We start from the raw sequence: 12736 nt of genomic DNA, 5'->3' as shown, positions 1-12736 counted from the left end.
TAAGAGGAGAGGTGCAAGCTTTGAATCGAAGCCCCAGTAAACGGCGGCCGTAACTATAACGGTCCTAAGGTAGCGAAATTCCTTGTCGGGTAAGTTCCGACCTGCACGAATGGCGTAACGACTTCCCCGCTGTCTCCAGCATAGACTCAGTGAAATTGAATTCCCCGTGAAGATGCGGGGTTCCTGCGGTTAGACGGAAAGACCCCGTGCACCTTTACTATAGCTTTACATTGGCATTCGTATCGGCATGTGTAGGATAGGTGGTAGGCTTTGAAGCAGGGACGCCAGTTTCTGTGGAGCCACCCTTGAAATACCACCCTTATCGTTATGGATGTCTAACCGCGGCCCGTCATCCGGGTCCGGGACAATGTATGGTGGGTAGTTTGACTGGGGCGGTCGCCTCCTAAAGAGTAACGGAGGCGCGCGATGGTGGGCTCAGAACGGTCGGAAATCGTTCGCTGAGTGCAATGGCATAAGCCTGCCTGACTGCGAGACTGACAAGTCGAGCAGAGACGAAAGTCGGTCATAGTGATCCGGTGGTCCCGCGTGGAAGGGCCATCGCTCAACGGATAAAAGGTACGCCGGGGATAACAGGCTGATGACCCCCAAGAGTCCATATCGACGGGGTTGTTTGGCACCTCGATGTCGACTCATCGCATCCTGGGGCTGGAGCAGGTCCCAAGGGTATGGCTGTTCGCCATTTAAAGCGGTACGTGAGTTGGGTTCAGAACGTCGTGAGACAGTTCGGTCCCTATCTGCCGTGGGTGTAGGAATATTGAAAGGATCTGTCCCTAGTACGAGAGGACCGGGATGGACGTATCTCTGGTGGACCTGTTGTGGCGCCAGCCGCATAGCAGGGTAGCTATATACGGACGGGATAACCGCTGAAGGCATCTAAGCGGGAAACCCACCTTGAAACGAGTATTCCCTGAGAACCGTGGAAGACGACCACGTTGATAGGCCGGGTGTGGAAGAGCGGCAACGCTTGAAGCTTACCGGTACTAATAGTTCGATCGGCTTGATCGTTCTCATTCTCAATGCTCATCGAAGATGAGCGTCCAGCTTTCCTGTCCTCACGGCCGTACCGGCTGGCATGCGCCAGCCTGGCCTCCGGACAGGGCGCGCCAAAAGGCGCGACGGCCCGTCGGCCTTGCGAAGCTGCGCTTCGTAGGCCGCAAGCCGGATGAAACAGGCGCAAACCAGCGCTCACGCATGAGCGGGCCTGACGGCCCTATGCTCCGCGAGGGCGCCGGAAAACCGGCGACACGCAGTCGCGCTTGCGGGCATTGGCCCGACGCGCAGGCTCCTTCGCCGAGGCACATAAGACAACTGGCTATGCCGGCAGCTTCTCGAAAACGTGCGCTTCGCCGACCTGGTGGTTATGGCGGGGCGGCTGCACCCGTTCCCATTCCGAACACGGCCGTGAAACGCCCCAGCGCTGATGGTACTTCGTCTCAAGACGCGGGAGAGTAAGTCGCTGCCAGGTCTGCAAAGCGCACGTTGTCAAATCTTCTCTTTTCGATAAAAGGCCCGCCAAACGGGAGCCCGGGCCGCGCATGCGGCCCTTTCGTTTGGCGGTCGTCATTTTGGCGGTTGTCATCAGGTCGGCGAATGCCTGCCTGCAAAACGGTGACGCGGGATGGAGCAGCCCGGTAGCTCGTCAGGCTCATAACCTGAAGGTCGCAGGTTCAAATCCTGCTCCCGCAACCAAATGTAAATACTCCCGGATGCCCAGATCCGGGAGTTTTTTCGTTTTAGAGCAATTCCAGCAAAAGTGCGAAGCGGTTTTGCGTTCAGAATTGCGTCAAAACAAAGGGTTAGAGCGGTTTTCGATCAGTCTGGCTCATAACCACATGAAGTGAAGTAGTTGGCGCATTCGTTAGGCTGGAAGATATCGACGAGCTTGCCGATCAGGCTCCAGAGGCCGCCGACGGTTCGCTCTCCCGCCTTGCGCAGCATGGCCTTGAGGCGGGAGAAGGCTTTCTCAATGGGGTTGAAGTCCGGGCTGTAGGGCGGAAGGAAGCGCAGTGTCGCGCCCGCTGCCTGGATGTGTTCGCGCACCGAGGCCCGCTTGTGGCTCGACAGATTATCCATGACGACAACGTCACCGGGGCGCAGTTCCGGCACGAGAACCTGAGTGACATAGGCTTCAAACCAGTCGCCGTTGATCGGCCGATCCAGCACCATCGGTGCGACCATGCCACTCATGCGCAGCCCGGCCACGAGCGTGGTGGTCTTGCGGTGGCCATGCGGGAAGCCCATCCGCAGCCGCTCGCCTTTTGGGCAGCGTCCATGGCTGCGGGTCATGTTGGTGGTGGTCCATGTTTCGTCGATGAACACAAGACGCTCCGGTTCCAGATCGATCTGGCCGTCGAACCAGGCCCGGCGCTGCTTCAGGATATCGGGACGGTCTTGCTCGACGGCATGGCCAGTCTTTTTTTGCGCGTCATGCCACGGCGCGCGAAGAAGCGGTGGAGCCCGGCGATCGAGACGTGCAAGCCGATCTCGATCAGCGCCAGGCGCAGTTCCTCAAGCGAGGTGTCCCTGCGCGCTTCCCAAATCGCCAGGATGTCCGCCCCACGCTCCTCGATCCGGCGTGACCGCATATCGCCGCCCTGTGGTTTGGGAGAAAAGTCGCCAGTTTCCCGGCGCTGCGCCTGCCAGCGGATCGCCGTCGATGGTGCAACGCCAAAGCGAGCGGCTGCCGCACGGCAGCTCATACCATCATCAACCGCCGCCAGAAGCCGCGAACGCAAATCCATCGAAAGAGGTTGGCCCATCCATGCCGGCCTCCATCACCAGCACGGATCCTGAATCAGAAATTACGCTCCGAGGGAATCCACTCTCGATTCATAACGGTCGAAATCCGCTCTAGAGCAATTCCGCGGCTCGGAGAAAAGCGGAAACCTCTAGCGCATCCAAAATCGCCGGGCCCGCCGAAGCCGAAAAGCCGCTCGCAAGGCAAGCGCCCGGTTCCTGCCCGGCCAACTGCGGCATCGACATCCGGCATTCGCGGCTGGTATCGCACCCGCTCCACAACTACCGTCAGGCTCCGATTCCGATCTTCCCGGCATGGTCGCGCAGCACATGAATGCACATACGAACCCGGCGCCGCTCGACGACGATCTGGTTGCGGCGCTCCAGCGCCGAAGTTTCGACTATTTCGTTCACGAGGCCAATCCGCACAACGGCCTCATCGCCGACCGCTCGGCAAGGGGATCGCCGGCGAGCATAGCGGCGGTCGGGCTTGCGCTGACGGCCTATCCGGTCGGCGTGGCCCGAGGCTTCGTGACACGCGAGCAGGCAAGGGCGCGCACGCTGGCCACGCTGCGCTTCTTCTGGAACAGCAGGCAGGGACCCGAACCCGACGCGACCGGCTACAAGGGCTTCTACTATCATTTCCTGGACATGGAGACCGGCCGGCGCGTGTGGCGAAGCGAATTGTCGACCATCGACACGGCGCTTTTGATGGCGGGGGTGCTGGTCGCCGGGGCCTATTTCCGCGAAGACGACGAGGACGAGCAGGAGATCCGCACGCTGTCCGAGGCGCTTTACCGGCGCGTCGACTGGGACTGGGCGCGCAACGGCGGCGCCGCGATCACGCATGGCTGGCGGCCGGAGCGCGGTTTTCTGCGGTATCGCTGGCAGGGCTACGACGAAGCGCTGATCCTTTATGTGCTCGGGCTCGGCTCGCCGACCCATCCGCTGCCGCCGGAAAGCTATGCCGCATGGCTGTCGTCCTATCGCTGGAAGAAGATCTACGGCCTGGAGTTCGCCTATGCCGGGCCGCTCTTCATCCACCAGCTCTCGCATGTCTGGCTCGATTTCCGCGGTATCCGGGACGCCTTCATGCGGGTCCGCGGCATCGACTATTTCGAGAACAGCCGCAGGGCGACGCTGATCCAGCGCGAATACGCGATCCGCAACCCGAAGGAGTTTGCCGGCTATGACGGCACGAGCTGGGGCATCACCGCCAGCGACGGGCCGGGCCGGCAGACCCTGCGCATCGACGGCACCGAGCGGCGCTTCTACGGCTATAGAGCGCGCGGGGTTCCCTACGGCCCGGACGACGGCACGCTGTCGCCCTGGGCGGCGGCGGCCTCGCTGCCCTTCGCGCCCGAGATCGTGCTGCCGGCGCTGCGCCATTTCCATGACCTGAAGCTGCATCTCGACAATCCGTACGGCTTCAAGGCCAGCTTCAATCCGACGCTGGCGCAGCCCGGCGGCGATCCCGCCGGCTGGGTCGCGTCCGACCATCTCGGGCTCGATCAGGGGCCGATCGTGCTGATGATCGAAAACCACCGTTCCGACTTCCTCTGGCGGCTGATGCGCGAATGCCCGCATATCTTAAGCGGGCTGCGCAGGGCCGGTTTTTCCGGCGGATGGCTTTGAGGCGCGTTTCGATATAAACCGAACGTAAAACGATAATAAACGAAACTGAATTGCAACATGAACCGCGCTGCGACGGCATGAAGCCGAAACAGGCGCGCGGCATATTCGCGGCAACGAAAACAGCCGATGTCGAAGTTCATGTCCATCCATCCGAAAACAGGCCGACTCATTCTCCTGGCGGGCGTTGCCGCCGCAGCCCTGGCGCTGGGCACCTGCAGCGGGGCTGCAGGCGCAACCGCAGCCCTGGCCATGACGGCTGCCGGGCGGATGACGAGCGGCGAGGCGTTGACATTGCACGCCGCATTGTTCTTCGTGTCGGTCTGGATCGTGTCCAGCCTGCGCATCCGCCGTCTGCGGGCCTTGTGGCGTGTCGGCCCCTGGCGGCTGGCGATGCGGGGCGCCTCGGGCGGCTTGCCGCCGCGGGGACCGAAGGCCCGCGCCGCGACGGGGGGCTCCGTCGCCGGCGCGGGTTTTTCGGGAGCTGTGCCGAATGGAACCGGCGGCAGGGCCGAGCTTGCGTGGGACGCGGGCCTGACGGGTCCTCTGTCGGAAAATTTCAGGAGTTGAGGAAATGGACAGGAAGCTTGCCGCAGCGATCCTATCGGCGCTGCTCTATGCGCACGGGCTGCTGGGCTTTGCCGCACTGGCCAGCGCGCTGCTGCACGGGCACGCAAACGACATCGCCGTTGCGCGTCACATGACCGCCGGCACCGGCGTTCCGGCCGCCACCGCGGACCGTGCTCCTCCGGCGTGGGGTTGAGGCCATGACCACCGGCTTTTCGAGCGGTTTTAGGCGGAAGCCGGTTCCGGCGGATCGAACCGGTAGCCGGTGCCCCGAATGGTCGCGATGCTTGCCGTGTTCAGCTTGCGGCGCAGGCGAACGATGCGCGAATCGATGGAGCGGTCGAAGGCTTCCGCATTCTCGGCCGGAGCGGCGGCGATGATGTCGTCACGCGTCAGCACCTTGCGGGGGCTCGTCACGAACAGACGCAGGAGAGCCACCTGGCCGGGCGAAAGCTGTTCTTCCTTGCCGCAATCGTGCATGACCATGGCCGACCTCAGATCGACGGTGGCGTTTTCCAGCACCACCAGCTCCAGCGCCTGGCGGCCGCGGCGCGCCAGGAGCCGGCCGATCCGCGCGGCCAGTTCGCGCACCACCAGCGGGCTTTCGACGGCGTCGGCGGCGCCCAGTTCCAGCGCCAGCACCTTGTCGAGCAGGTCGCGCGGGCGGCAGATCAGGATGAAATCGGCCCCGCTCCGGCCGCCATGGCGCCTGAGCAGGGCGCGGCCGTCCGCAGGGCTGAGTTCGTCGCCGATCACCACGACGTCGATGCCGCCGGCGCCAAGCAGCGGCTCGGCCTCCCAGGCCGTGCGCAGGTTGCGCACCTCGTTGCCGCGCCGCTCCAGATGGCCGGCCAGGTCGTCCGCCACCACATCGGCCACGCAGATCAGCGCGACGACCGGCCTCGCCGCCATTTTCCTTCTCCCCCTCCGCGCCGGAAACAGGCACTGGACATCATGTTTACACCCAATCTACCTTGTACGGAAAGCGGGGGCGAGACGACGCTGCGCGCGCGCATACTCATCGTGGAGGACGAGCCGGACCTCAGGGAGGCGGTGGCCGAGTATCTCGGCGCCAACGGCTATGACGTGTCTGCCGCCGAAAATGCCGCCATGGCGCGGCCGCTGCTGGAAACGCAATCCTTCCATCTGGCGATCCTCGACATCGCCATGCCGGGCGAGGACGGGCTTTCGCTCGGCCGCTGGCTGCGCGGCAGGATGCAGACCGGCATCATCTACGCCACCGCCGCCGGCACGGCGCTCGACCGCATCGTGGGGCTGGAGCTGGGCGCCGACGACTATGTCGTGAAGCCCTATGAATTGCGCGAGCTGCTGGCGCGCACGCGCAGCGTCCTGCGCCGCGTGCCGCCACCCGCAGCCGCAATGCCGCCGGGAGTTGCCGATGCAGGGGCCGGCACGGGCCGCCGCACATTGCGCTTCGGCGGCTTCAGCGCCGATCTCGACGGCCGCACCGTGAGCGGCCCGGACGGCGCGGCGGTGGAGATGACCAAGAGCGAGTTCGACGTGCTGGAGGTTTTCCTGACGCGGGCCAACCGGCTGCTGACCCGCGCCGCGATCTCGGAAGCGATCGGCGCCGCCGCGGACGCGGACGATTCCTCGCGCGCTGTCGACATCCGCGTCATGCGGCTGCGCAAGAAGATCGAGGCCGACCCTGCCAATCCGAAATTCCTGCGCACGGTGCGCGGCGAAGGCTATATCTTCTCGCTGCCGGCGGCGGATGCCGGCCGGGAATGACCACGGCGGAACGGGCTTTTTGATGGAAGCTCCCCTGCGCAGAACCGAAACCTCGCTGCCCAGCAGCGGCACGGCGCCGAGGGAGGCGAGCCTGGCGGTCGCGGCCGCGCGCATCGCGCGGCGCCTGCGCGAGGCGGCGGACTGGCGTCAGGAGATCGGCGAGCTGCTGGAACTGCTCGCCCGCTCCTGCATGGGGCACCGCGCCATCCTGTTCAGGCTGGAGGACGCGCCCGGCCAGGGCCTCACCCAGTCGGTGGCGGCCTATTGGGTCGACCGCTCCATCGCAGGCATCGCAGCCGCGCCCTCCATCATCCCGCAGGCCGTGGTGCATATGGACCCGCTGCTCGGCAAGGTCGCGCAGGAGGGGCGGCAGGGCAAGATGTTCGCAGGGCTCACCCGCGACATCGAAGGCTTCCTGCGGCAGGATTTCGAAAAGCAGCGCATCGTCTCCTTCCTCTCCGTGCCCGTGTGGGCCAACGGCACGCCCTGGGGCTCGCTCGCCGTCAACGATTGCGTCGACGAGCGCGTCTGGACCGACGAGGTCAGGGCGGCGATGGAGATCGTGGCGCTTGCGGTGGGCGATGCGATCGAGCGTTCGCAGTCGGAAGCGCATGTCAGCGAGGTCGTGCGCCGCACCATGATCCAGGCTTCGCTCGACGCCATCATCGTCATCGACGAGACCGGCTCGGTCATGGAATTCAACCCGGCGGCCGAGAAGATGTTCGGCTACCGGCGCAGCGAGATACTGGGCCGCGACCTGCTGCACATGATCGTGCCGCACTATTACCGCAAGGGCTATGCGACCGGGGCCGAATACATGGCCGGGCGCGGCGCGCCGATGATCGGTCAGCGGCTGGAGACGGTGACGCAGAACGCAGCCGGCGAGGTGTTCCCGATCGAGCTGACCGCGACCGAGATCAAGGTGGCCGACCGGCGGCTGATCTTCGGCTCGATCCGCGACCTGCGCGAGAGGCTGCGCGCGGAGGAGGAGATCCACCGCCAGCGCGAGAAGCTGCACCAGAACGAAAAGATGGCGGCGATGGGCTCGCTGCTGGCCGGCGTCTCGCACGAGCTGAACAATCCGCTGGCGGTGGTGGTGGCGCAATCGACGCTGCTGCACGAGTTCGCGCCCGACCAGCAGACCAAGGTCCGGGCCGAGAAGGTGCGTGCGGCGGCGGAACGCTGCGGGCGCATCGTCAAGAGCTTCCTGTCGATGGTGCGGCTGCATCCGGCGGCGGAGGCCGAGACGGACCTCAACCAGATGGTGCGGGCGGCGCTGGAACTGACCGCCTACGGCGCCCGTTCCAACGGCATCATCATCGACAGCGACTTTGCGGCCGGGCCGCTGCTGGTGCTGGCCGATGCCGACCACATCACCCAGGTCGCGGCCAATTTCCTCATCAACAGCCAGCATGCGCTGGCCGGCGTCGGCGGCGACAGGCTGATCAGGGTGCGCACCTACCGGGCCGCCGGCGGCGATCCCGGCTTCTTCGTGGAGGACAACGGGCCGGGCATCGACAAGGCGATCCGCCCGCGCATCTTCGAATCCTACTTCACCACCAAGCCGGCGGGCGCCGGCACCGGCATCGGCCTGTCGATCTCGAAATCGATCGTCGAGCGGCTGCGCGGCCGCATCTGGTTCGAGGAGGCGGTTCCGCGCGGCGCGCGCTTTCTGGTGGAGCTGCCTGCGATCGCCGCCGGCGCCGGCCATGTGCCGGCCGCGCAGGGCAGGGCGAAGCCGAGCGGGCTGCGCCGCGCGCTCATCGTCGACGACGAGCCGGACGTCGCCGCCTCGCTGTCGGACATATTGGAGCTGATGGGCATCAGGTCGCGCATCGTCGCGGGCTGGCAGTCGCCTGCCGTCACGCTCGCCGGTCACCGCGAGCCGGATATCGTGTTCTGCGACCTGCGCATGCCCGGCGTCAGCGGCATGGAGGTCCACCGGCAATTGCTCGCCGAACGGCCGGCCCTGGCACGGCGCTTCGTGCTGGTCACCGGCGACCTTGTCGGCGCCAGGGCCGAGGTGGAGGCGCTGCCGGCGGAGCGGCGGCCGCTCATGCTGGAAAAGCCGTTCTCGACGCTGGACGTGCGCGGCGCGCTGGCCGCGGTGGCCGAGCGCGGCGCACGGGAGGAATGAGCCGGCTTCCGGCTCTGCGGCAGGCAGCCCTAAGCGCCGGAAAAGATGGCGAAAATCGCTGCCGCAGCAGAGTCGAATCCCGTCAAATTTCGTCAAGCCGTTGCATTTGAATGGAAAATATGCTTTTATTGAATGTATATTCAATAAATGAGACCGTTCATGAACCCGCATTTTCGTGATGTGGCCGTCCCCAACGATTGGGACCGGCGGGGGCTGCCGGCTTGGAGCTACCACAGCGCGGCGCTGCTCGAACTGGAGAAGGAGCACCTGTTCCGCAGCCATTGGCAGATCGCGGGCCATGTTTCGGATATCCCGAACGAGGGCGATTATCTCGCCATGGACGCGGTGGGCGAGCGGGCGCTGATCCTGCGCGGCAAGGACGGCGTGGTGCGCGGCTTCCACAACATCTGCCGCCATCGCGGCGGCCGCGTCGTGGCCGACGACAAGGGCACCTGCAGGAACGCGCTGGTGTGCCCGTTCCACGGCTGGGTCTACAATCTCGACGGCACGCTGCGGGGCGCGGCCCGCCCGCGCACCTTCCCCGAACTCGACAAGGCCGAGTTCGGCCTGATGCCGCTCGACCTGGAAATCTGGATGGGTTTCATCTTCGTGCGCTTCCGCAGCGGCGGGCCGCAGCCTTCCGTGGCCGAACTGCTGGAGCCGATCGCGGCGGAGCTTTCGCACTACAATGCCGGGGCGATGGTGCCGGCCTGGGGCGTCTGGACCCAGACGACGCCGGTCAACTGGAAGTCGGTGCGCGACGTCGACAATGAAGGCTACCATGTCGCCATGGCGCATCCGGCGCTGCAGGATCTCTATGGCGCGACCTATTATGACGAGCCCTTCGTCAACGGGGTTTCGCGCTCCTTCGCCACCTACAATCCGCATGCTGGCCGCCGCTGGAGCGTGCGCAACTATATGCGCATCGCGCCGGAGGCGCGGCATCTGCCGGAAAATCTGCGGCGGGCCTGGGTCTATTACGGCATCTTCCCCAATGCGGTGATCGCCGCGACGCCGGAAACGGTGCAATTCTACCAGGAATTCCCGCTTTCGACCGGGCAGACGCTGCTGCGCGGCGCCATCTACCGCCACGCCGACGAGACGCGCGAGCAGGCGGCGGCGCGGTATCTGGCCCTACGCATCGACCGCGACACGCAGGCCGAGGATGTGCAGCTTTCGGTATGGTCGAACGAATCCATGCAGTCGAAAGCCTTTGCCGGCTTCTATCTGTCCGACCTCGAATATGGCGTGCGCACCCACCACGACCACCTGCGGGCGCAACTGCCGGTGCTGGCGCTGGAAACCGCCCCGGGCGAGGGGGAGATGGCCGGCGTCAACGCGGCGATGCGGGCGCAGGCATAGAACATTTGGCGCTCTGCAGGATCGCTATGCCGAAGCCGCATGTTTGGTGCTAGCATCGACTGCGCGAAGCGATCAGGCGAACAGGAACCGGCATGGCGGAAAGCACGACGAACGAGCAAAAATCCCCGTCCCAACTGATCGACGCCAGGATCGGCGAACTGGGCGACTGGCGGGGCAGGACGCTTGCGCATATGCGCGCCCTCATCAGGCAGGCGGATCCGGACGTGGTCGAGGAATGGAAGTGGCGAGGCGTTCCGGTGTGGTCCCATGACGGGATCATCTGCACCGGCGAGACCTACAAGAGCGTGGTCAAGCTGACCTTCGCCAGGGGGGCTTCGCTGGAAGACCCCTCGGGACTGTTCAACTCCAGCCTCGAAGGCAATGTGCGGCGCGCGATCGATCTGCATGAGGGGGACGAACTGGACGAGGGTGCGTTCAAGGCCCTCATAGGGGCTGCGGTGGCGCTGAACGGGACCAAGAGGAAGCGGTAGGCCAATGCCTGCCGCGCCCCCGGCGGCAACGGACATGGCGCTCCGCAAAGCATCCGCCTTGCAGGACGAAACGGCTCTGCTACAGGAAGGGCATGTCCAGGACCACGCCCGCCATGCTCGCGCTGACCAGAGCCGGCATCGCCTTTTCGCTTGCGACCTACGACTACGATCCCGGCGCCGAACGCGTCGGGCTGCAGGCGGCCGAGGCGATCGGGGTGCCGGCTTCCATCGTGTTCAAGACGCTGATGGTGGAGGTCGACGGCAAGCCGGCCTGCGTGGTCGTTCCCTCCGACCAGGAGATCAACATGAAGAAGGTGGCGAGCGCCTTCGGGGGCAAGTCGGCGCAGATGATGAAGCCGGCCGATGCCGAGCGGCTGACCGGCTACAAGGTCGGCGGCATCAGCCCCTTCGGGCAGCGCAAGCCGGTGCCAGCGGCCGTCGAGGAAATGGCGGTGCTGGAAGACGAGATCTACCTCAACGGCGGCCAGAGGGGATTGCAGATACGCATGCGTCCGGACGATCTCGTCCGGGCCCTGGGCGCCAGGGTGGCCGACCTCATTCGATAGAGCCCTTCGCGGTTATCCGCGCCACACGCCTTCGCTGCGCAGGTCGTCCATGGTGCGCGAGATGCCTTCGCGCAGGATCGCCACCATGTCGTCGATCTGGTCCTTGGTGATGGTGAGCGGCGGCGACATCACGCACATATTGATGAGTGGCCGCACCAGCAGGCCGAGGTCCTGGCAATGGGCATCGATGCGCTTGCCGACGTCCTTGTCGAGCTGCAGCGGGTTCTTGCTGTCGCGGTCGGCCACGCAGTCCACGCAGGCCATCAGGCCGAGCCCACGCACTTCGCCGACCAGCGGCAGTTCCTCCAGCGTCTTCAGCCGTGCCTGAAAATAGGGCGCCATCGCGCGGGCATGGGCGAGCACGCCGTCTTCCAGCAGGTCCAGGTTCTTCAGCGCCACCGCGCAGCCCACGGGATGGCTGGTGTAGGTCAGCCCATGCGCGAACATGGCCTCGGGATGGTTGGAGCGGCGCAGCGTCTCCAGCAGCCGGCCGGAGACGACGACCCCGCCGAGCGGGAAGTAGCCGGAGGTGACGCCCTTGGCGAAGGTGATCATGTCCGGGTCCAGCCCGAACACCTCGCCCGAGGCAAAGACATGGCCGAGCCGGCCGAAAGCGGTGACCACCTCATCGGAAACGTAGAGGATGTCGTTGGCGCGGCAGATCTCGCGGATGCGCGTCAGATAGGTGTCGGGCGGCACGATGACGCCGCCGGAGGCCTGCACCGGCTCGCCGACGAAGGCGCCTATGCGGTCGGCGCCGATCCTCTCGACCGTGGCGCGGAATTCCTCCACAAGCATGTCGGCGAAGGCTTCGAGGCCCATGCCTTGCGGCCTGCGGAAGGGATCGGGCGAGGAAAGCTTGACGACCAGCGCATCGGCGCCATCCATCCAGTCGCGGTCGCGCGGGCGGCCGTTCAGCGACGCCGACAGATAGGTCGAGCCGTGATAGGCGCCGCCCCGCGACAGGATCAGCTTCTTGTCCGGCCGGCCGCGCACATTGTTGTAGAACTGCATGAAGCGCAGCGCCGTCTCCACCGCCGACGAGCCGCCGGTGGTGAAGAAGACATGGGAAAGGTCGCCTCCCGCGTGGCCGGCGATGCGCCGGGCAAGCTCGGCCGAAGGCGCGTTCATCGTGTACCACGGGGTGTTGTAGGACAGCGCCATGGCCTGGTCGTACATGACCTGCGCGAGTTCCGCGCGGCGGTGGCCGACATTGACGCACCACATGCCGGCCGGCCCGTCGATCAGGCGCTTGCCGTCGGCGCCGGTGATGTAGATGCCGTCGCCCTCGCCGATCAGCATGCGCGCCTCGGCGCCGGCCTCGCCGGCCACCGGCCAGGGCTGCACCAGGTGCCGCTCGGCCAGCGCCGCCGCATCGGCGGCGTCCCGGGCAGGCGCCGCAGCCGTTTCCGCCGTCTTCAGGTCCTTGACCGCCGCCATGGTTCGCTTCGTCCTTCCCTGTCTGCCCGTGC

The 12736-nt window shown here is 65.6% G+C and carries 11 protein-coding genes, 1 tRNA gene and 2 rRNA genes (1 of these 14 only partly in view); 11 read left to right on the top strand and 3 right to left on the bottom strand.

What is annotated here, in order from left to right:
• From ACTDI4_RS21085 to ACTDI4_RS21075, 3 genes are all read left to right on the top strand, one after another.
• Positions 1–1026: ribosomal RNA gene (locus ACTDI4_RS21085) — 23S ribosomal RNA — on the top strand (it extends 1772 nt beyond the left edge of the window).
• A 345-nt stretch (positions 1027–1371) separates the two neighbouring features.
• Positions 1372–1486 (top strand): 5S ribosomal RNA (gene rrf, locus ACTDI4_RS21080).
• A gap of 147 nt (positions 1487–1633) precedes the next feature.
• A tRNA-Met gene (locus ACTDI4_RS21075) sits at positions 1634–1710 on the top strand.
• Positions 1711–1833: 123 nt separating this feature from the next.
• On the opposite strand, the gene ACTDI4_RS21070 is transcribed toward ACTDI4_RS21075, so the two are convergent.
• Positions 1834–2780 (bottom strand): IS630 family transposase gene (locus ACTDI4_RS21070; RefSeq protein WP_442839650.1). Its coding sequence is split into 2 segments (ribosomal slippage): positions 1834–2444 and positions 2444–2780, totalling 948 coding nucleotides; the frame shifts between segments, so codons are not numbered across the junction.
• Positions 2781–3087: 307 nt separating this feature from the next.
• Here ACTDI4_RS21070 and ACTDI4_RS21065 point away from each other — a divergent pair.
• The 3 genes from ACTDI4_RS21065 (at position 3088) to ACTDI4_RS21055 (ending at position 5152) form a co-directional block, all read left to right on the top strand.
• Positions 3088–4392: a glucoamylase family protein gene (locus ACTDI4_RS21065; RefSeq protein WP_442843013.1), complete on the top strand. Its 1305-nt coding sequence runs from the start codon at positions 3088–3090 to the stop codon at positions 4390–4392.
• A 126-nt stretch (positions 4393–4518) separates the two neighbouring features.
• Positions 4519–4959 (top strand): hypothetical protein, encoded by a 441-nt coding sequence (locus ACTDI4_RS21060; RefSeq protein ID WP_442843012.1) that lies wholly within the window; start codon positions 4519–4521, stop codon positions 4957–4959.
• 4 nt (positions 4960–4963) lie between these two features.
• Entirely contained in the window at positions 4964–5152 is a 189-nt protein-coding gene (locus tag ACTDI4_RS21055) for a hypothetical protein (RefSeq protein ID WP_442843011.1), read from the top strand.
• A 29-nt stretch (positions 5153–5181) separates the two neighbouring features.
• Here the strand turns inward: ACTDI4_RS21055 and ACTDI4_RS21050 are convergent, their stop codons facing one another.
• Entirely contained in the window at positions 5182–5868 is a 687-nt protein-coding gene (locus ACTDI4_RS21050; protein WP_442843010.1) for a winged helix-turn-helix domain-containing protein, read from the bottom strand.
• 42 nt (positions 5869–5910) lie between these two features.
• Here ACTDI4_RS21050 and ACTDI4_RS21045 point away from each other — a divergent pair, with 42 nt between their 5' ends.
• The 5 genes from ACTDI4_RS21045 (at position 5911) to ybaK (ending at position 11264) form a co-directional block, all read left to right on the top strand.
• Entirely contained in the window at positions 5911–6708 is a 798-nt protein-coding gene (locus tag ACTDI4_RS21045) for a response regulator transcription factor (protein WP_442843009.1), read from the top strand.
• 22 nt (positions 6709–6730) lie between these two features.
• The gene (locus ACTDI4_RS21040) at positions 6731–8845 is read left to right on the top strand and encodes a hybrid sensor histidine kinase/response regulator (RefSeq protein WP_442843008.1); all 2115 of its coding nucleotides are present in this window, start codon (positions 6731–6733) and stop codon (positions 8843–8845) included.
• Between the two features lie 159 nt (positions 8846–9004).
• The gene (locus ACTDI4_RS21035; RefSeq protein ID WP_442843007.1) at positions 9005–10207 is read left to right on the top strand and encodes an aromatic ring-hydroxylating oxygenase subunit alpha; all 1203 of its coding nucleotides are present in this window, start codon (positions 9005–9007) and stop codon (positions 10205–10207) included.
• 92 nt (positions 10208–10299) lie between these two features.
• A complete protein-coding gene (locus ACTDI4_RS21030) occupies positions 10300–10698 on the top strand; it encodes a DUF1801 domain-containing protein (RefSeq protein WP_442843006.1) in 399 nt (132 codons plus the stop codon).
• A gap of 92 nt (positions 10699–10790) precedes the next feature.
• Positions 10791–11264, top strand: coding sequence for a Cys-tRNA(Pro) deacylase (ybaK, locus tag ACTDI4_RS21025; RefSeq protein WP_442843005.1), 474 nt, complete (start codon positions 10791–10793; stop codon positions 11262–11264).
• 12 nt (positions 11265–11276) lie between these two features.
• Here ybaK and ACTDI4_RS21020 read toward each other — a convergent pair whose 3' ends face one another.
• On the bottom strand, positions 11277–12704 hold the full coding sequence (locus tag ACTDI4_RS21020) for an aminotransferase (RefSeq protein WP_442843004.1): 1428 nt from the start codon (positions 12702–12704) through the stop codon (positions 11277–11279).
• Between the last annotated feature and the right edge of the window lie 32 nt (positions 12705–12736).

It is taken from the genome of Mesorhizobium sp. PUT5 (assembly GCF_052216645.1).
GTDB lineage: Bacteria > Pseudomonadota > Alphaproteobacteria > Rhizobiales > Rhizobiaceae > Mesorhizobium.
The sequence above is the reverse complement of the archived record's forward strand: the minus strand, read 5'-3'. Positions and strand labels throughout refer to the sequence as shown.

What these genes read in the sequence shown, in the direction of transcription:
- ACTDI4_RS21065 (WP_442843013.1), top strand. Translation starts at nt 3,088, where the DNA reads ATGAATGCACATACGAACCCGGCGCCGCTCGACGACGATCTGGTTGCG.
- ACTDI4_RS21060 (WP_442843012.1), top strand. Translation starts at nt 4,519, where the DNA reads ATGTCGAAGTTCATGTCCATCCATCCGAAAACAGGCCGACTCATTCTC.
- ACTDI4_RS21055 (WP_442843011.1), top strand. Translation starts at nt 4,964, where the DNA reads ATGGACAGGAAGCTTGCCGCAGCGATCCTATCGGCGCTGCTCTATGCG.
- ACTDI4_RS21050 (WP_442843010.1), bottom strand. Translation starts at nt 5,868, where the DNA reads ATGGCGGCGAGGCCGGTCGTCGCGCTGATCTGCGTGGCCGATGTGGTG.
- ACTDI4_RS21045 (WP_442843009.1), top strand. Translation starts at nt 5,911, where the DNA reads ATGTTTACACCCAATCTACCTTGTACGGAAAGCGGGGGCGAGACGACG.
- ACTDI4_RS21040 (WP_442843008.1), top strand. Translation starts at nt 6,731, where the DNA reads ATGGAAGCTCCCCTGCGCAGAACCGAAACCTCGCTGCCCAGCAGCGGC.
- ACTDI4_RS21035 (WP_442843007.1), top strand. Translation starts at nt 9,005, where the DNA reads ATGAACCCGCATTTTCGTGATGTGGCCGTCCCCAACGATTGGGACCGG.
- ACTDI4_RS21030 (WP_442843006.1), top strand. Translation starts at nt 10,300, where the DNA reads ATGGCGGAAAGCACGACGAACGAGCAAAAATCCCCGTCCCAACTGATC.
- ybaK (WP_442843005.1), top strand. Translation starts at nt 10,791, where the DNA reads ATGTCCAGGACCACGCCCGCCATGCTCGCGCTGACCAGAGCCGGCATC.
- ACTDI4_RS21020 (WP_442843004.1), bottom strand. Translation starts at nt 12,704, where the DNA reads ATGGCGGCGGTCAAGGACCTGAAGACGGCGGAAACGGCTGCGGCGCCT.